Below are 18,291 nucleotides of genomic sequence, written 5' to 3'. Positions count from 1 at the left end.
GGCAGCGTGGGCCCGCCCGGGGCGCATTCGATCCGACGCCAGCAACGCAAAAGACTCGCTGCGCCGCCTACGGCGACACATCGAGTCTTTGGATGTGGATTCTCACACAAGTTGAGACCGCATTGATCAATTCGCAGAATGTTGAGACTGGTGGCTTCGGATCCTCGGCTCCTCATGTCGTAGGCCCAATTCGCACGGTAGTTGAGAATTACACGAGCCCAAATCCCAGATCAGCGGCAAGAGTTGTAATACTCATACTGCCCGGTTGTCGGCATCTGCATGGTTGCAATGGGTTTCCCGTCGGCGGGCTGGCGGATGTTGACAAACGACCACTGGGATGGATGGGCGATTCACTGACGGGCTGCTGCGGTATGGGGTCACCGAATGGCTGAGGGAACACCCGGCTGCTTGAACTGCGCATGGACGGGTATGGAGCATCTGGAACTGCCTGCCGGATGCCGGGTTTTCTTCTCGTCCGACCACCACTTCGGGCACGCTCGCATCATCGAGCTGTCCAACCGGCCCCACCGGACCGTCGACGAGATGAACTCTGACATCATCCGTCGCACAACACCCTGGCCACCGACGACGACGAGTTCATCGCCCTGGGAGGCTTTTGCCTGGGCACCTTCGACGCGTCCCCGGCCGCGGCGGCGCCCTCCACAGTCGGAAGTACCTGGTCCTCGACCCGATGAACCTGCTGCGGGGCGTGTTCGCATGGGCGGCCGCGGAACTGGGTCGTGCGCTCGCATTCAAGGAGTTCTCGACGTCCGCCGGCCGGTCTGTGAGGACCAGGTAGTTCTCCTGACGCGTGTTGCATCGGGGGAGGCCCTCGATGTTATCTTCGACCGTCAGGGACAACCTCCGTCCCGTTCTGCTCGTCGATGTACCCCTGGAAGGCGAACCAGAATGGGGATGTTAAACGCACGAAGCGCGGGACGGTCGTCATTCGGCCAGGGTAGAGGCCGCCACCGGCGCGGGCACGCTGCATAGGGCGGTCATGAACTTCGGAACCTATTTGGTCACCGCGGGGTCGTCATCCTCATCGCCGCCGTGCTCAGCCTCGTGCTGGGGGTCGCGCACGTCATGCGCGGAGGCTCACCCGCCGGCGCCATGGCGATACTGTTCGGCCTCATCTTCATCGCCATTCTCACTTCAGCGATGACTGCCCGTATACGAGCAGGTGCCCCGATACGGGGGAGGGGGTGCACTTCTCAAGATGCACCATCGAGTGTCTGCTCGCTTCCCGTAGTTCGTCTGTGAGCATGTCTGGAACTTCGGAACATGCCCTTTCGGCGCGCGAAAACGATGAGTGGAGCGCGCATTCCGCGTCGGTCAGCTGTCCGCAGTCCGCTCCAGCCGTCGCCACGCCAGCTGCGCCATGATCGCCGCCTGGGTTGCCAGCAGAGTGTCATCGAACCGCGCGCGGTCGGAGTGCAACGGCGCGGACCCGCCTTCGGGCTCCACACCGAAGAAAACAAGAGTCCCCGGGATCTCCTCGAGAATGTAGGCGAAATCCTCCGACGCCATCGAGGGCTCGGCCAGCCGCACGACGTCTTCCGGCCGTTCATCGAGCAGGCTCAGCACCCATTCCGTCTCGCTGGGATCATTGACCGTGACCGGGTAGGAGTCGATGAACTGGACGTCGACGCGGCACCCGTGCGCTTCGGCTATCGCCGTGACCAGTGCGGGCAAGTCGGTGCGGACGGTTTCCAGCGCGGTCGGAGACAGCGTGCGGATGTTCGCCTCGAGGTCGACAGTTCCTGCCAGGACGTTGCCCGCCTCGGCATCGGAGTGCAACCGCGTGATGGAGATCACGGCAGGATCGGTCGCGGCGATCCGCCGCGCGGCGAAGGTCTGGACGGCGAGGATGATCTCCGCGGCGACCGGGACGGGATCGACAGCCTGGTGAGGACGCGCGGCGTGCCCGCCCGTTCCGCGCACGCTCATCTTCATTCCGCTCGCGCTGGCCATCATCGGTCCGGGCCGCGTGATGAGCCGACCACGTGGCGTCTCGCAGTCCACGTGCGTCGCGTATGCGGCCACCGGACGGGTGCCGGATGCGGTTACCAGGCCCTCTTCGATCATCATGCGTCCTCCGGCGAAGCCTTCTTCTCCGGGCTGGAAGGCGAACACCACGGTGCCGGCAAGCTCGTCGCGGCGGGTGGCGAGCAGCCGTGCTGCTCCGAGCAGCCCCGCCATGTGCAGATCGTGCCCGCACGCGTGCATGGCGCCGTTGTGCGACGCGTAGGGCACTTCGGACCGCTCCGCGATCGGCAACGCGTCCATGTCGGCCCGCAGCAGCACTGCCGGCCCGGGGCGGGCGCCACGCAGCACGGCGGTCACCGACGACAGTGATCGCCCGGTCATGATCTCCATGCCAAGCCCGGCGAGTTCGCGAAGGATGACCTTCTGCGTCGCGGGCAGATCCAGCCCGACCTCCGGCTGCGCGTGCAACTCCCGGCGCACCGCGACGAGGCGATCCGTTAGCATGCGGGAGTCCGCGTCGAAGATGTCATCCATCACAGCTCCATCCTTTCGCCGAGCACCGGCACCGATTCGAGCAACTCCGTTGTGTAGGGGTCGCCCGGGGTCTCGGTGAGAGATTCCGTGGGCCCCGACTCGATAAGCCGTCCGCCACGCAGCACGCAGATCTCGTCGCTGATGTAGCGGACCACGGCGAGATTGTGCGTGATGAAAAGCATCGAGAGCCCGAGCTCGGCCTGCAGTTCACGCAACAGGTTCAGGATCGCCCCCTGCACCGAGACGTCCAGGGCGCTGGTCACCTCATCGGCGACGAGCAGGGTGGGCTCCCCGGCCAGCGCGCGTGCGATGGTGACCCGCTGCCGCTGGCCCCCCGAGAACGCCCCGGGACGCTCGCCGGCACGATCCGGATCGAGATGGACCTGGGTGAGCAGTTCGCGTACACGCGCGATGCGCGCAGGCTTCGACCAGCGCCGGCCGGTCGCGCGCAGAGCCTCCGCGATCGAGTCACCCACCGGCATCCGCGGATCCAGCGCAGAGAACGGGTCCTGGAAGACGAGCTGCACCTGGCGTCGCGAGCGTCGCGCCGCAGCCGTGCGCCCGATCGCCGAGACGCCGTCGATGCGGATGTCACCCTGTGCCGGTTGCACGAGTCCGACCACGGCCGCGGCGATGGTGCTCTTGCCCGACCCGGATTCGCCGACGAGACCCACGGTGCGCCCGGCGCCCACCGTGAGGCTCACGTCCTCGACGACCGGAGTGTGCCCGTACCGGATGTGCAGGTGCTCGATCTCGAGCGCGTTCATGCGGGCACCTCGGAGACGGCGGCGATGTCGGGAGGTATCACCGGGAGCGGACGGCTGCGGTCCGAGCGCATGTCGGGAAGGCAGGCGATGAGTGCGCGCGTGTAGGGATGCTTCGCGTCCTGCTGGATCCGCCGCGCGTCCACCTCCTCGACGATGTGCCCGTCCTTCATCACCAGGATCCGGTCGCAGAACGCCGAGACGAGGGCGATGTCGTGTGAGATGAAGACGATGGCAGCCCCCGTCTCCTCCTGGGCGCCGCGCAGCACCCGCATCACCTGGCGCTGGACCGTGACGTCCAGAGCGGTCGTCGGCTCGTCGGCGATGATCAGCCGAGGGCGAGCAGTCATCGCCATCGCGATCATGGCGCGCTGCCGCATGCCGCCGGAGAACTCGTGTGGATACTGCGAGAGCCGTCGCCGGGCGTCGGCGATTCCCACCGCCTCGAGGGCGTCCATGGCGCGACGGCGCGCCTGGCCGACGGACATGCGCATGTGCACTTCGGGGACCTCGGTCAGCTGGCGGCCGATCGTCAGCGCGGGATTGAGCGAGGTCAGCGGATCTTGGAAGACCATACCGAGCTCCACTGCGAGGCGTGCGCGACCGGACGCCGACAGGTGGGTCATGTCGATGTCGTCGAAGGTGTGCCCCGACGTCGTGACGACGGCGGGACCTTCGAGCAGGCCGGCCATCGCCATCGCGGTCAGGGACTTCCCCGATCCCGACTCACCGACGATTCCGACGGTCTCACCCGGCATGATCCGCAGGTCGACTCCGTGCACCTGCTCGATGAGGGTCCCGTCCGGCGCCGGGAACGAGACGTGCAGGTCCGCCATGCGTGCTATCGAACCGTCGACGGCGCCGCGACCGCCATGGGCGGGTATGACTCTGCGACGACGGCCTGCAACGGCAGCGAGGGCCTGAGCGCGCACCGCACGGCCGCCGGCACCCGGGATCTGGGCGAACGCCTCGCTGATGAGGGTGAACACGACGCCGGCCAGCACGATGGCAAGGCCCGGCCCCAGCGCCGCCAGCGGATTCACGTAGATCCGCTGCGTCCCCTCTTGCAGCATCCGGCCCCAGTCGTACTGCGGAGCCTGCACACCCAGGCCGAGGAACGAGAGCCCGGCGAACGACAGCAGTGCGACGCTGGCCGCCGCGGCGGCGTTGACGACGAGCGGCGCCAGGATGTTGGGCAGCACATGGCGGAACAGGATGCCGATGGGGCCGACGCCGACCACGCGCGCGGCGCGCACGTAATCGCGACCGGAGACGGACGAGGCCAGGTTGTAGACGAGTCGCGCGTGTCCGGGGATGCCGGCGATGCCGATCGCCATCATGGCCGTCGTGGCGCTCGCGCTCCAGATGACCGTGAAGAAGAGCACCAGCAGCAGCCAGGGGAAGGCGAGCAGGATGTCGAGCAGGCTCATCAGAAGCCGCCGCGGCGTGCGCGGCAGGATAACCCCGACCAGGCCGATGACAAGCCCTCCCACGAAGGCGATGACCGTTGCACCGATCGCCAGGACGAGCGAGAGCCGCGTGGCGGTCATGACCCGCGCAAGGATGTCGCGTCCCAGCTCATCGGTTCCGAACGGGTGGGCCGCGCTCGGGGAGGCGAGGCGTGTGCCCACGTCCACGGCGTCGGCGGCTGCCCGGAAGATGATCGGACCGAAGATCGCCGCGAGAACCAGCAGGAGTGTGCCTGCTATCGCGAGGATCGTCACGGCGCGCGGCCGTCCGCGCGTTGTCTGCACTGCCATGTCTCAGCCCTCCGTGATCGATGACCGCGGGTCGATGGTGACGAGGATGATGTCGACGACGAGATTGACGCCCAGCACTATCAGCGCGTACACGATCACCGCCCCCTGGACGACGGGATAGTCCTTCGCACTGACCGCGGATACCAGCGTGGTTCCCATTCCGGGCACGGCGAAGACAGTCTCGATCAGCACGGTGCCGGCGGTGAGCCCGGCGAGCACGAGACCGCCGACCGTGAGCGAGGCGGTCACGATGTTGGGCAGCGCGTGGCGGAGGTGGATGAGCCGCGCCGGGAGCCTCTTGCTGCGTGCCGTGGTCATGTAGGTCATCCCCAGGACCGCGACCATCTCGACCTGGACGATGCGGGCCAGATACGCCATCGGACCCAGCGAGAGTGCGAGCACGGGAAGCACCGCCTGGGACAGGTCGCCCCAGCCGGCCGCGGGCAACCAGCCCAGCGTCACAGCGAAGAGGGCCACGAATCCGACGCCGAGAAGGAAGTCGGGGACGGCGATGAGCACGCCCAGGATCGCCGACAGTCCCATGCTCCCCGCCCTCCGACGTCCGGATCGCGACCAGACCGCGGCGGCGATGCCCACCGGCAGCGCCCCGAGCACGGCGACGATGAACGACACCGCGCCGAGTGTGAGCGTCACGGGGAAGCGCTGGGCGAGGATGTCCGCCACCGGCCGATGGGTGCGGATCGAGACCCCGAAGTCCCCGCGCAGCAGACCTCCGACATAGTCGACGAACTGCATGCCGAGGGGCTTGTCGAGTCCGAGCTCGCTGCGCGTCGCCGCGACGAGCTCGGGGGTCGCATCCGGTCCCAGCACGGCGCGCACGGGGTCGCCGGGAATCAGGTGGATGAGGAAGAAGGATGCCACCACGACGACGATGAGGGCGATGGCCAGTCGACCGATCCGACGCAGCAGGAAGGCTGCCCGAGGGGACAGCCTTCCTGTGCGCCGACGAGCGTCCGACCGCACCGCGAGAGCGGCCGTGGTCGTGTCACGGACCTCGGTGGTCACGAGCGTCGGATCGGCCATCGTGGCTACTTCAGCATCCGGATGGTGGTCGGCTGCAGCTCGTTCGGCTTCTCGAACACCGCGCCTGACTGGTAAGTGGGCAGGGTCTGGTCGGTGAGCGGGAAGACGTCGACCCGGTCGATGAGCTCCTTCTCCGCATCCTGCCAGATCGAGCACGCCTCATCGGCATCGGCGGTCTTCTTCGCCTTCGCCGCCAGGGCGTTGTACTCGGGGTTGTCGACGAACATAAAGTTGAGTCCGCCCTTTTCAGGCGTCGCCCCGGCGAAGAACGTGGAGAGCACGACGGGACCACCCGGTGCTATCTGGATCCATCCGGTGTCCCAGTCGAAGGTCGAGTACAGCTGGTCCGACCAGTCCGCCGCGTCGTTCGCCGACAGCTTTGTGGTCACACCGAGCTGGTTCCACGTCTTCTGCACGAGTTCGGCGGCAGCGGCGTGCGACGAGGTCGCCGCGTCGTAGATGAACTTGATGGTCAACGGCTTTCCGTTCTTGCTGCGCTTGCCGTCGGCTCCCTTCGACCAGCCCGCTTGATCGAGCAGCTGGGCCGCCTTGTCGAGGTCGGTGTCCGGCAGCGTCCAATTCGGCTTGTCCGCCACGCAGAGGAACGGGCTCTTGGTGATCAGTGATACGGCCGGAATCTCGGCGTCGTCGGCGACCACGGGAGCTATCTCCTCACGGTTCAGGGCGAGCGTCAGCGCCTCGCGCACGAGCGGATCGCTGAAGGGTCGCCCGTCCCGCTCGTTGAAGAGCATCTCGCCGACGGAGTTGCGTACATCCGCCGAGCTCAGTCCCGCGGCATCCAGTCTGCTGCGATCGGCTCCCGCTACCGATGCTGCGTTCAGGTCGCCGGACAGCAGCAGGTTCGCGCGCGTGCTCTCGTCCGGGATCACCTGCAACCGAATCGTGTTGGGCAGGCCGACGGTGTCGCTGGTGACGTCGTCCGGTCCCCATGTGTAGTCGTCGCGCTTGGTCAACGTGTATGTGTCGCCGGCCTTGACCGATGTCAGCTTGTACAGGCCGGTGCTGTTGGCCCCGTCGGAGAGTGTGGAGGTGTCCTTCAGTCCGGCTGCGCACACCATCGCTATGGTGCCGACGTTGACGGCGAGGAAGGGGTTCGTCTCTTTGCTGGTGACGGTGAGGGTGTTGCCGTCGGCGGTCGCCGACACGCTCTCGTCGATGGATGAGCCGTACGAGAATGTGGCGTTGTCCGGGTCGGCATTGTAGTTCAGGTTGTCGGCGGCTGTCTGGGCGGTGAACTTGGTACCGTCGTCGCAGGTGATGCCGTCTTTGATCGTGAAGGTCGCGGTGGTGCCGTTCTCGGTCCAGTCCGAGGCCATCCAGGGGACCTGTTTGCCGTCCGGGTCGATGTACATGAGGCTCTCGTACGTCAGCGCGACGAAGTCCCACGTCTCGAATTGAACGGCCTTGAACGGGTTCAGATCGCCGGGGTCGTTTCCGACCGCGAGCGTGAAAGTGCCGCCGGAGACGTACTCGTCCTTTCCGCCGGTTCCGGTTCCGGTCGACCCGGAACACGACGCGAGCGACAACGCGAGAGCGACGAGTCCGGCGGCCACCGGCAGAGCGATACTGCGCTTCATTGCATTTCTCCTCATTCGGGTGGTGATGGTGCAGGTCTTACGGATCAGGGGAGGGCGGGCATCGTCGTCCCGAGCCGGGACAGCGGGCCTGCGGCCTTCACGGAGACGTTGACGGCCGGATGCGTGGTGTACGAGATGGGTGTCTCGAGGACCTCGACCACCTCGACCTTGAGCGGATCGGCCCCGGCCTGGATGGCCTTCGCTATGGCGGCCTCGGAGGCGGCCTCAATGGCGGCCTCTCGATCCTCGATGTCGGCAATGTGCTCGGCTCGGCCTCCGGCCAGAGAGATTGCCGCACCCACCGCGTTGGCGACGCCGGCGTGGGCGGGCCGGATCACCTCGGTGGCGATGCTCAGCTCGTCGGGGACGAGGAAACCGCCTCCGCCGACGACGACGAGTGGCAGATCCATCCGGCCGAGGGACAGCTGTTCGACGGCCGCTTCCAGACGGTCGGCGACGAAGGCGAGGGAAGCGGCCAGCGCGTCCCGAGTGCGCCCGTCCACCGTGGGCAGTGACCTCCCGGGAATGGGGCTGGAATTCAGAGCCGCAGCGTCTGTCAGGGTCGGTATGGAGCCTCCGAACAGCAGTCCTTCGCGGTCGATGCGGTATCCGACCGACCCCGGCCCGACCCGTCCGCTTGCCACATCGACGATCGTGCCGCCACCGATGCCGACGGAGAGGATGTCGGGCATACGGAAGTTCGTCTGCACGCCACCGATCTCGCGCGGCAGTGTGGATTCCCGCGGGAAGCCGTTGACGACGACGCCGAGGTCGCTGGTGGTGCCGCCCACGTCGACGACGATCGCGTCCTGTGCACCCGACAGGTAGGCGGCGCCGCGGATGGAATTCGCCGGTCCGGACCCGATGGTCAACACCGGGAAGTTCTCGGCGAAATCCAGCGACATCAGAGTGCCGTCGTTCTGCGCGAAGAACGTGACGGCATCCAGCCCCTGCTCCTCGACGACGGCCAGTAGGGCATGGGTGACGTCGTGCGCGACACGGTGCAGCGCGGCGTTGAGCACCGTCGCGTTCTCGCGCTCGATCAGCCCCGTGGGGCCGATGTCCTGGCTGAGGAAGATGCGCGCGTCCGGGCCGATGTGGTCGCGGATGATCGCGTCGACCTCGCGCTCCTGGTCGGGGTACGACGGGCTGAAGACTCCGGTGACCGCCACCGCATCGAAGCGACCTTCTATCGAGTCGAGGAAGCGCAGCAGTCCGTAACGGTCGAGTGGCATGATCGGTGTCCCGTCGAGCATGTGACCGCCGCCGAGCATCGCCGACCCGGCGAGCACGTGGTGCGAGAGATCGTCGGGCCAATCGCTCAGCGGGGGCCACTCCGTTCCGGAAGGCGCCCCCAGACGTACCACGGCGACCCGAGCGAGCGAGCGGCGCGCCACGATGGCGTTCGTCGCATGGGTGGTGCCCAGCATGACCCGCTTGACGGCGTGTCGTCGGTCGTCGATCTCGTCCAGCACGCGGGCGACACCGGCGCGGATGCCGCCGACGACGTCTGCGGTCGTCGGCTGCTTGGTCGCCGCCAACACGGTTCCGTCCTGGTCGAGGACGACGGCGTCGGTGTTGGTGCCGCCGACGTCGACGCCGATGGATAGTTCGCGCTCGTGGGTCACCGGGTGCTCTTCCGCTCGAAGGGGACATAGGGCAGGTCGTAGCCGAATGCTCGCGGGCCGGCCAGCTCCAGGCCACGATCCGTGCGCCACAGCGGGTCGCACGCCCAGGCGATGACGGCGACGCGCTGACCGAAACGGATCATCTCGGTGGAGATGGCGTGCCCGGTCTCGGCGTCGAGGATCGAGATAAGGTCAGGCACGCTGGCCAGCACCTCACCATCCTCGAGGGCGACCAGGTTCTCGTTCTGCAACTCGATCCGCTGCAGCCGGCCCCGATCGGAGCCGGTGCCCGCTATCGTCAATGAGCCGCGGACGAAACCGCCCTCGGTGCGCCGGGCGACGTCGACGATCTTGCCGGTGATGAGTGTGTCGGCGCCGAGGACGTCGGCCACCGCGGAGACAGGACTCGAGGCCGTCAGCAGTGCCTGACCGACGGAGACCGCGCGGCTGATCGTTCGCGGGATCACCGCTCCGGGCGCGGTATCGGCGCTCAGCGGGTAATGCGCGGCCATGACGATGCCGCCGGAGGCGACCACGCCGGCCCGAGCGTGCCGCTCGAGCCACTTCAGATCGATCGGGCGCCGTACTTCCACGTTGCCGACCACGTCGGCCTGCACCGAGAACTCGCATCGCACGCCGGCGACGTTGGGCGAGATCATGGTCGCTTCGGGAAAGGCGCGACCCATGCCGTCCGCATCCAGCACCTTCACGCCCAGGCGCGCCGCCCAGCCCAGTGGGGACACCCCGTTGCTGCCACCGATCTCGGCCGGCATGATCGCCGTGATCTTGCGTCCCAATGTGCGCTGCGCCTCTCGCAGCAGCGTCTCCGGCTGCGCCGTGGACGACAGCATCTCGATCCCGACAGTGGGAGCACCCACGCCCGACATCATGATCACGGCGTCGTCCTCCGACAGCTCTTCGACGCCGATGAGCTGTACGGGTCCGAAGTCGCGCAGCGTGCGCTCCACGATGCGCGACGCATTGTGCACGGCGCCGCCGCCACCGGTGCCGAAGATCGCTGCACCGGCCGCAAGCGCCGGAACGTCCTCCGGGCCGACCTCGGTCAGGGCCGGTACGAGCGTGGGCGTCGACCCATCGGGATGAGGAACCATGCAACGACCATAGAAAGCCATCACGCCCAAGACAATGTGTCCACAACACTGAGAAATCCTCTAGATTGTGCTCGTGCCACAACGCACGATCGCTGATCTGCTTCGCCAGTCCGACCGACTCGGACTGCGCCTGGTCGCCGGCCCGGCCGACGCCGAGCCGGTGACGGCCGTGGAGGTCTTCGACCTCGCGGCGCTGCCCGCATCCACACGCGGAACGCTCGCCATCGTCAGCGGCGACATCCCCGCCCCGTATCTCGTCGACGTGGCCCTGCGGCGAGCCAGTGCGCAGCGGCTGGCGGGGATCGTGTTCCCGCGCGGATTCACGCTCGCCGTGACCGCCGCTGCTCTCGCTGACAGCGGAAGTGTGGCCGTCCTCACATCCGAGGGGGAATCGGCGCCCGATCTGGCCGTGGCCATCGACCGGGTCCTCGTCGGCGGCGCGGCGGAGGCGATGACCCGTGCCGGTTTCGCCGTGGAGCGCGCCATCGTGGCGGCCGATGGGGCCGCGCCGACGCCCGAGAGCATCCTCGCCGCCGCCTCGGACGCACTGGGGGTGACCCTCGCGATGGACGACGATCCCGGCGCGGCGTGGACCGACACCTCGGCGATCTTCGTCGGAGAGGTGCCGATCGCGCGGGTACAGGCGCTGGAGCCAGACGAAGCGGCGGCCACGGCGATACCGGTGATCGCGTCGCTGGTGTCGCGCTCGATCCAGCGGCAGATGCGCGACAGATTCGGCCCGAACCAGTCGCGGGCAGACCTCATCGTGGAGTTGACGATGGCCGAGGCATCCCGCGTGGATGCATTCATCGCTCCGGCCGCCCGACTCGGCCTTCCGCTCCAGCTCGCGCACGCTGTCGCCTGGATGCGTCCGCGGCATCGCTCGGATCCTGAGCTGCGTCCGCCACGCAGCATCCAGCCCGCCGTGGAGCTCTTCGCGATGCGGCTCTTCGACGACCGCGGCGAACTCTGGCACATCGCTCACATCCAGGATGACGCGTTCATCGTCTGCACCGAGGAACATGGTGCCGGCGATCATCAGCGACGACTCCGCGAGACCGCCGCTCTGGTCCAGGAGTACGCGATATCGCTGGCGGGCCCCGAGTGGACGTACACGCTCGGACTCGGTACTCCGCAGGGAGGACCCGGCGGTCTACGACAGTCAGCCGCGGAGGCTCGCGTCGCCGCCGACACCGCCGTCGCCGCCGGTCGTCTGGGAGGCGTCGAGACGACGGACGTGACCGGGCTCCGCCGGGTGCTGCTCGACTTCTACACGTCGCCCACGAGCCGAAGTCTGCTCGATGACGTGCTGCATCCCCTCGACGAACTCGGCGGCGAGCGGGCGATGACCGAGATCCGGACGCTGCTGGCGTACTTGAGCACACGGAACTCGCTGGCCGAAGCAGGGCGGATCCTGATGCTGCATCCCAACGCCGTCGCGTATCGGATGCGGCGTATCCGGGAGCGTCTCGACCTGGATCTGGATGACCCGGACATCCGTTTCGCGGTGGAGCTCGCCTGCCGCGTGAGACTGCTGGCCGAAGCGTGAGCGGTGGCTGTCACAGACCCAGCTGTGCGCGCAGTGCGTCCGAGTGCTCGCCGAGGCGCGGCGCACGGGGCAGCCGTCCGGTGTTGTTGACCCCGAGTGCGGACCGGGCGATCGAGATGCCCTCGTCCTCGTAGACGAGATCCAGAGCCGCCGACTGCTCACCGCGTGCCGCGTCTTCGGGCGTCCGCACGCGCGCAACCAGCACGCGCTCTCGGCGAAGTCGCTCGACGAGCTCGTCGAGCGGAAGACGCGCCGTCACCTGGGCGAGAACCGCTTCGAGCTCGGCTCGACCCTCAACGCGATCGGCGTTCCCACGCCAGCGCGGACCGCCCAGTTCGTCCTCCAGGTCGAGAGCCCGCACAAGCCGGGCGAACATGGCATCGTTCGTGGCACCGAGCACGACGTGGCCGTCCGCGGCGCGGAAGGACCGATACGGCACTATCGACGGGTGCGAGCTGCCCCACGGCCGCGCCGGTGGCCCGCCCGCAGAGGCTGCCGCTATCACGGTTCCCAGCGAGCTGATCGCCGTGGCGAACAGCGAGACCTCCAGCCGGCGCCCGCGTCCGGTCCGTTCACGCTCCAGCAGCGCGGAGAGCACGCCGTTGATCATCGACATCCCGGTGGCGATGTCCACCATCGCCACCCCGGAGCGCACCGGATCGGCGCCCTCGTAGCCGGTGACGTACATCAGTCCCGACTCCGCCTCCACGGTGACAGCGGTCCCCGGGTCGGCCGACAGCGGACCCGTGGACGAGAAGCCACTGATCGAGGCGTAGACGACACGTGGATGACGTGTGCACACGCGTTCCGGCCCGACGCCGAGCCGCTCGGCCACACCGGGGCGGAAGCTCTCGACGACGACATCCGCCGTGCCGATGAGTGCGTCGACGACCTTCCGGTCGGCCGGATCGGTCAGATCCAGAGCAATGCTGCGCTTGCCGCGATTGATGGCGTGGAAGTATGCGCTCGCGCCGTGCACGAACGGTGGCGCCCAATGCCGCGTCTCGTCGCCGATGTCGGGCTGCTCGACCTTGATGACATCGGCGCCGAGCTCGGCCAATGTCATGGTGGCGTAGGGCCCCGCCAACAGACGAGTGAAATCGATGACTCGGATGCCGCGCAAAGGTCGGAAGACGTCTGCATCTTCGTGCGCCTCGTTCTCACGCCGCTGCATGGTCCTCCTCGCGCTCGCGACGGGACGGCGCCGCAGCCGTGTCAGCGACGATAACGGGATCCGCAGCTCTGGCGGCATGGGCTTTTCGTACATATCGGGCGGTCTTCAGGCGGTCGATGGACCATGGGACCCGCGACGCGCGTCGTCGTAGCCTGGCTGCGACGAGAAGGAGGACGACGTGAGTTCTCACCGTGGGGCGGCGGCCGCGACGACGGTCGCGAGCAACCGGACCGCCGCCGCCGCTGACTGGCTCGCCGACGATCGCGACGATGTGGAAGCCGGGCGCGGCTTCCTCGCGACGACCGACCCGCTCACCCTTCGCGATGAGCGCGGTCACGTGGTCTGGGACCTCACCGCATACTCGTTCCTCGACCAGGATGCGCCCGACACCGTGCACCCGAGCCTGTGGCGGATGGCGCGTCTGAATCGACGGCACGGCCTGTTCCGGGTGACCGAGCACATCTACCAGGTGCGCGGCTTCGACATCTCGAACATGACCGTGATCCTCGCCGAGAACGGCTATATAGTGATCGATCCGCTCACCACCGTCGAGACGGCACGCGCCGCGATGGATCTGGTGCGCACCCAGTTGGGCGACCGCCCCGTGACGGGGATGCTGTACACCCGTTCGCACATCGACCACTTCGGCGGCGCGGGCGGGGTGATCGATGGTGAGACCGCCACTCGGATTCCCGTGATCGCGCCGGAGGGGTTCGTTCACCACGCTGTCGTCGAGCACGTGAACTCGGGGGTCGCCGTCAGTCGCCGTTCGCAGTTCATGTTCGGCAGGCGCCTCCCGCCCGGACCACGTGGTCAGGTCTCGGCGGGGCTGGGAATCACGCTGCCCTCAGGCCGGATCAGCCTCGTTGAACCGAACACCATCGTTGAGCGCACCGGCGAGGAGCTCCGGATCGACGGCGTGCGGATGGTGTTCCAATTCACGCCGGGCGCAGAGGCGCCGACCGAGGTGAACATCCATCTGCCCGACCTGCGGGCGCTGTGCATGGCTGAGACGGTCGCACACCACATGCACAACCTGTACACGCTCCGCGGCGCGCAGGTACGCGACGCGCTCGCGTGGAGCCGGTACCTCGATGAGGCCATCCAGCTGTTCGGGGACGATACCGACGTCATGTTCATCAGCCACCATTGGCCGGTATGGGGCCGGCAACGTGTGCGCGAAAGGATCGCGGAACAACGGGACCTCTACCGCTACATCCACGACCAGACCTTGCGATTGGCCAACCACGGTCTGACCCCGACCGAGATCGCCGACGTCCTGACCCTGCCGCCGGAGCTGGACCGCGCCGGCAATCGTGGAAATTACGGTTCGCTCAGTCATAACACGAAGGCCGTCTACCAGCGCTACCTCGGCTGGTACGACGCGAACCCCGCGAATCTCGACCCGCTTCCCCCGGCGGAGCTCGGGCGGCACTACGTCGCAGCGCTCGGTGGCCCCGATGCTGTCTGCGCCCTTGCGGCAGAAGCTGTGGCGCGCGGCGAGTTCCGCTGGGCTGCCGACGTCCTCAAGCACGCCATAGCGGCCGGGCCGTCGCATGCGACGGCCCGGCACCTGCAGGCAGACGTCTTCGAGCAGCTCGGCTACCGGAGCGAGTCGGGACCGTGGCGCAACTTCTACCTCCTCGCGGCCGCAGAGCTGCGCGGCGATGCCCCTCCTGCGGCGACGTTCCAGGCTTCGAACGCGGAGATGGCGCACGGAATGGACATGGGACTGCTGCTCGACTTCGTCGCCATCCGGGTGAACGGCCCGCGCGCGGCCGGGCGCAGCATCCACTTCACCATGTGCGTTACGGACCGCCCCGATCAGGACCGTCAGGTCCGGCTCGAGCGGGCCGTGCTGTGGCATGGGCCCGTCAGGATCGACGCCGAAGGGCCGTGCCTGATCGCGGCGCACGAAACGCTCGCGCGATTGTCCCTGGGCTCGCTCACGCTGGAGGGTGCCCTCGCGTCGGGCGAGGCACGGATCGACGGCGAGGCCGGGCCGGTTCAGGAGCTGTTCGGGCTTCTCGACGATTTCGCCGGAGACTTCTCGATCACCGACCCGCACGCCGCGCCGTGATCAGCGTGCGAAGACGCGCTCTCCCCGGATCCAGGTCTCGGCGACCCGGACGTCCGCGATCTCGTCTTCGGGAACCGTGAACACATCCCGGTCGAGCACGGCGAAGCTGCCGTCGAAGCCGGGCGCTATCACGCCCACGCCCGCCAGCGGGGAGAGCAGCCGCGCACGGCCGGTGTACAGCAGCACCGCCTGCGCGACGTTGATCGCGGCATCCGGGCCGAAATCCGCGCCGTTGTACGCATGGCGCCGCACAGCTGCCTCGATCGAGAGCATGACATCATCGGCGCCGCTCCACGCGGTGGCCGGGCGGTCCGATGACAGCGCCAGCGGCTCGATCGCGCCGTACAACCGGCGGATCGGATAGGCATCGGCCCGCGTGCGCAGTGCCTTCTCATACCCGTCGTATTCGGCGAAGAAGAAGACCGTGTGCGTCGCGATCCCGAACGTCATCCGCGCTTCGCGCAATCGACGCACATACGCGTCCGTGACGACCGTCGCATGTTCGATGCGCACCGAAGGGATGCCGTCGAGCCACGGCTCGTCGCCTCCGAACAGGTCCACGACACGATCCAGCGCCTGATCACCCATCGCGTGCACCGCCAATTGCACGCGGTTGCGGCGGGCCCACTCCGCCGCCGCGCGCACCTCGTCGTCACCGACCAAGCGCAAGCCGTGGTCGCACGAGTCGGGATATGGTTCGTGCACCCACGCCGTGCGGTTGGAATAGGCGCCATCCAGGACCACCTTGACTCCCGCGACGCGCACCTGTCCGTCACGGTCGGTGGCGTGCAGATCCACCAGCGGTGCGGACGGGTCCCACCCGGGGTACAGCGCGACCCGCGTTCGCATTCCGGCCGCCGCCGCACGGCGGAACACGGCAAGCGGATCGTCGATGCGTGTGGAGAGAAGATCGCACACGGCCACGATCCCGCGGGAGGCGAACTCATCGGCGATCGTCACCAGCGCGGCGACCATCTCCTCATGGCGTGGCGACGGAATGTGCTGGGCGACCGCCTGCACCGCCGCGATCTCGGTGAGCACCCCCGACGGACTGCCGTCGGCATTCCGTTCGAATCGGGCTCCGGCCGGGTCCAGTGTCGCAGCCGCGATCCCGGCGATCCGCAAGGCAACGGAGTTGCAGACCGCGGAGTGCGCGTCACAGCGCCACACGAGCACGGGCTGATCGGTCGAAACCCGGTCGAGGTCCGCCGCGGTGGGCATCCGTCCGCCGGGGAACTTCGTGTCGTCGAATCCTCGGCCCAGGATCCAGGTGCCGTCGCCGGCGCCGACGTCGGGGTGCTCGCGCAGCCGCGTGACAAGCTCGTCGATGGATGCCACGACCGGCGGGAAGCACTCGACCTCGGTACCGTGAGCGACCATCAGTGCCGGATGCGTGTGACTGTCGATGAGTCCGGGAAGCACCGTGCGTCCACCCAGATCGGTCGACGGCTCACCCGCGACCTCGGCCGCATCACCGACCCAGCCGAATCGGCCGTCCACGACACGGAAGGCGGTGGCGAAGTCGTCTTCGCTCGCACCGGTGAACACCTTCGCGTGGGTGAAGAGCTGTGCGTTCGTCGTCGTCATCCCGGGTTCACAGCCCGCGCCAGGTGAACTCGCCACCGCGCAGTGTCGCCGCCACCGGCATCGCGCGCACCCCGTCGCGATCGCACGCGTAGGGATCCCGTTCAACGACGACGATGTCGGCGGGCTCGCCTGCCGCGATGGTCGTACGACTGCTCGCGGTGAGTGCGACCCCCAACGGCAGGCGCTGTTCAGGATGCCACGCCTCGCGGTCGCCGCGACTTCGGGAAGTGGCCGCCGCGATCGAAACCCAGGGGTCCAGCGGGGCAACCGGCGCATCTGAGCCGAGTCTCAGCTCGGCGCCGGAATGATGCAGCGAGCCGAACGCGAAGGCACGGGCCGTGCGACCAGCCCAGTGCGCGTCCGCCACGTCACGATCGTCCATCGCATGTTCGGGCTGCACGCTGGCGGTCAGACCGAGCTGCGCGAAACGCGGGAAGTCCTCTTCGCGCACGAGCTGCGCGTGCTCGATCGTCCCGTGCATCCCGAGCTGCTCAAAAGTGTCGAGCACCTCACTGTTGGCGCGATCGCCGATCGCGTGCACGGCGGCGCCGAGCTTCGCCTGCTGAGCGCGGGCCAGCAGGCGGCGCAGTTCCGGGATCGGGACGCTCTCCACCCCGCACGCGTGCGCGGAGGACGGATCCAGGCCGGGGTACGGATCCCAGCACCACGCCGTGCGGGTGTTCAGCGAACCGTCGACGACGATCTTGAGTCGTCCCATCGTGACCAGACCGGACGGCTCCAGGGGCTCACCCGTGCGGCGGCCGTCGCCGATCACCTGCTCGAGCCGATCGGGCCAGACGGCGGCCTCGACACGCAACGCCGTCACGCCGGCCGCGACGCGCGCCGGCCACTCGGCCGCGTTGTCGGCGTTCTCGAACTCGACGATTCCGACGATGCCGCGGCGTGCCGCCGCCTCGGCCGCTTCACGATATGCGTCCACGGGCAGCGCCGCGGACTGGTCGATGACCGCCAGCGCGCCGATCCACGGCCGTTCCCGGACCAGACCGGATTCGTCGAGGCGCAGCCCCAGGCGCGCCGCGGCGCGGGTGTTCATCCATGCGCAGTGCAGATCACCGCTGATGAGCACGACCGGGATGTCGGAGACGACCGCTTCCAAATCTGCGAGTCGCGGGGGCAGCGGCCACAGTCCATCGCGGAAGCCGTAGCCGATCAGCATTCCGTCCAGAAGCGGCGCGCCTTCCGCACGGGCCGCTCGCACGATTTCGAGGACATCCTCGGCACTGTGGGTGCCGGTCAGGTCCACGCGCCGACGACGGATGACGTGCTGCGTGAAGTGTACGTGGGCATCCCAGAGCCCGGGGCCGACGAAGCGCCCCTGCATGTCGACGAACTCTCCGGCGGCGGTTCCCGCAGGGCGGATCCGGTCGATCCGCCCACCGTCGATCACGATGTCGACGGGGTCGCCCCCGCCATAACGGCGTGCATTGCGCAGGGTCAGTGTCATCATTCTC

The 18,291-nt window shown here is 68.0% G+C and carries 12 protein-coding genes; 2 read left to right on the top strand and 10 right to left on the bottom strand.

Annotation, left to right across the window (positions count from 1 at the left end; translation table 11 throughout):
• Nucleotides 1-1,335: 1,335 nt before the first annotated feature.
• From PU630_RS15855 to PU630_RS15825, 7 genes are read right to left on the bottom strand one after another with little or no spacing between them, the layout of a single operon-like run.
• Complete coding sequence (locus tag PU630_RS15855) at nucleotides 1,336-2,523, bottom strand: M20 metallopeptidase family protein (RefSeq protein WP_275278027.1); 1,188 nt, start codon at nucleotides 2,521-2,523, stop codon at nucleotides 1,336-1,338.
• Entirely contained in the window at nucleotides 2,523-3,290 is a 768-nt protein-coding gene (locus tag PU630_RS15850) for an ABC transporter ATP-binding protein (RefSeq protein ID WP_275278026.1), read from the bottom strand. The genes PU630_RS15855 and PU630_RS15850 overlap by 1 nt, the downstream gene beginning before the upstream one ends.
• The gene (locus PU630_RS15845) at nucleotides 3,287-5,047 is read right to left on the bottom strand and encodes a dipeptide/oligopeptide/nickel ABC transporter permease/ATP-binding protein (protein WP_275278025.1); all 1,761 of its coding nucleotides are present in this window, start codon (nucleotides 5,045-5,047) and stop codon (nucleotides 3,287-3,289) included. The genes PU630_RS15850 and PU630_RS15845 overlap by 4 nt, the downstream gene beginning before the upstream one ends.
• A 3-nt stretch (nucleotides 5,048-5,050) precedes the next feature.
• Complete coding sequence (locus PU630_RS15840) at nucleotides 5,051-6,091, bottom strand: ABC transporter permease (RefSeq protein ID WP_275278024.1); 1,041 nt, start codon at nucleotides 6,089-6,091, stop codon at nucleotides 5,051-5,053.
• Nucleotides 6,092-6,096: 5 nt separating this feature from the next.
• Complete coding sequence (locus tag PU630_RS15835) at nucleotides 6,097-7,689, bottom strand: ABC transporter substrate-binding protein (RefSeq protein WP_275278023.1); 1,593 nt, start codon at nucleotides 7,687-7,689, stop codon at nucleotides 6,097-6,099.
• Nucleotides 7,690-7,733: 44 nt separating this feature from the next.
• On the bottom strand, nucleotides 7,734-9,317 hold the full coding sequence (locus tag PU630_RS15830; protein WP_275278022.1) for a hydantoinase/oxoprolinase family protein: 1,584 nt from the start codon (nucleotides 9,315-9,317) through the stop codon (nucleotides 7,734-7,736).
• The gene (locus PU630_RS15825; protein WP_275278021.1) at nucleotides 9,314-10,429 is read right to left on the bottom strand and encodes an S-methyl thiohydantoin desulfurase family protein; all 1,116 of its coding nucleotides are present in this window, start codon (nucleotides 10,427-10,429) and stop codon (nucleotides 9,314-9,316) included. Before PU630_RS15825 ends, PU630_RS15830 begins: the two co-directional genes overlap by 4 nt.
• Before the next feature lie 73 nt (nucleotides 10,430-10,502).
• On the opposite strand from PU630_RS15825, the gene PU630_RS15820 reads away from it, so the two are divergent.
• Nucleotides 10,503-11,978: a PucR family transcriptional regulator gene (locus PU630_RS15820; RefSeq protein ID WP_275278020.1), complete on the top strand. Its 1,476-nt coding sequence runs from the start codon at nucleotides 10,503-10,505 to the stop codon at nucleotides 11,976-11,978.
• Between the two features lie 10 nt (nucleotides 11,979-11,988).
• On the opposite strand, the gene PU630_RS15815 is transcribed toward PU630_RS15820, so the two are convergent.
• Complete coding sequence (locus PU630_RS15815; RefSeq protein ID WP_275278019.1) at nucleotides 11,989-13,152, bottom strand: CaiB/BaiF CoA transferase family protein; 1,164 nt, start codon at nucleotides 13,150-13,152, stop codon at nucleotides 11,989-11,991.
• A 178-nt stretch (nucleotides 13,153-13,330) separates the two neighbouring features.
• On the opposite strand from PU630_RS15815, the gene PU630_RS15810 reads away from it, so the two are divergent.
• Nucleotides 13,331-15,232: an alkyl/aryl-sulfatase gene (locus tag PU630_RS15810; RefSeq protein ID WP_275278018.1), complete on the top strand. Its 1,902-nt coding sequence runs from the start codon at nucleotides 13,331-13,333 to the stop codon at nucleotides 15,230-15,232.
• Here the strand turns inward: PU630_RS15810 and PU630_RS15805 are convergent, their stop codons facing one another.
• Both PU630_RS15805 and PU630_RS15800 read right to left on the bottom strand, forming a co-directional pair.
• The gene (locus PU630_RS15805) at nucleotides 15,233-16,819 is read right to left on the bottom strand and encodes an amidohydrolase (protein ID WP_275278017.1); all 1,587 of its coding nucleotides are present in this window, start codon (nucleotides 16,817-16,819) and stop codon (nucleotides 15,233-15,235) included. It lies immediately after the preceding gene.
• Nucleotides 16,820-16,826: 7 nt separating this feature from the next.
• Nucleotides 16,827-18,284, bottom strand: a complete 1,458-nt coding sequence (locus PU630_RS15800) for an amidohydrolase (RefSeq protein ID WP_275278016.1) — start codon at nucleotides 18,282-18,284, stop codon at nucleotides 16,827-16,829.
• Nucleotides 18,285-18,291 lie beyond the last annotated feature (7 nt).

This window comes from Microbacterium horticulturae (assembly GCF_029094505.1).
Classification (GTDB): Bacteria; Actinomycetota; Actinomycetes; order Actinomycetales; family Microbacteriaceae; genus Microbacterium; species Microbacterium horticulturae.
This window is presented reverse-complemented; position numbering and strand designations above follow the sequence as displayed.

Bases quoted from the DNA above. Each gene is read 5' to 3' on its own strand.
- PU630_RS15855 (WP_275278027.1), bottom strand. From the start codon at position 2,523: ATGGATGACATCTTCGACGCGGACTCCCGCATGCTAACGGATCGCCTC.
- PU630_RS15850 (WP_275278026.1), bottom strand. From the start codon at position 3,290: ATGAACGCGCTCGAGATCGAGCACCTGCACATCCGGTACGGGCACACT.
- PU630_RS15845 (WP_275278025.1), bottom strand. From the start codon at position 5,047: ATGGCAGTGCAGACAACGCGCGGACGGCCGCGCGCCGTGACGATCCTC.
- PU630_RS15840 (WP_275278024.1), bottom strand. From the start codon at position 6,091: ATGGCCGATCCGACGCTCGTGACCACCGAGGTCCGTGACACGACCACG.
- PU630_RS15835 (WP_275278023.1), bottom strand. From the start codon at position 7,689: ATGAAGCGCAGTATCGCTCTGCCGGTGGCCGCCGGACTCGTCGCTCTC.
- PU630_RS15825 (WP_275278021.1), bottom strand. From the start codon at position 10,429: ATGGTTCCTCATCCCGATGGGTCGACGCCCACGCTCGTACCGGCCCTG.
- PU630_RS15815 (WP_275278019.1), bottom strand. From the start codon at position 13,152: ATGCAGCGGCGTGAGAACGAGGCGCACGAAGATGCAGACGTCTTCCGA.
- PU630_RS15805 (WP_275278017.1), bottom strand. From the start codon at position 16,819: ATGACGACGACGAACGCACAGCTCTTCACCCACGCGAAGGTGTTCACC.
- PU630_RS15800 (WP_275278016.1), bottom strand. From the start codon at position 18,284: ATGACACTGACCCTGCGCAATGCACGCCGTTATGGCGGGGGCGACCCC.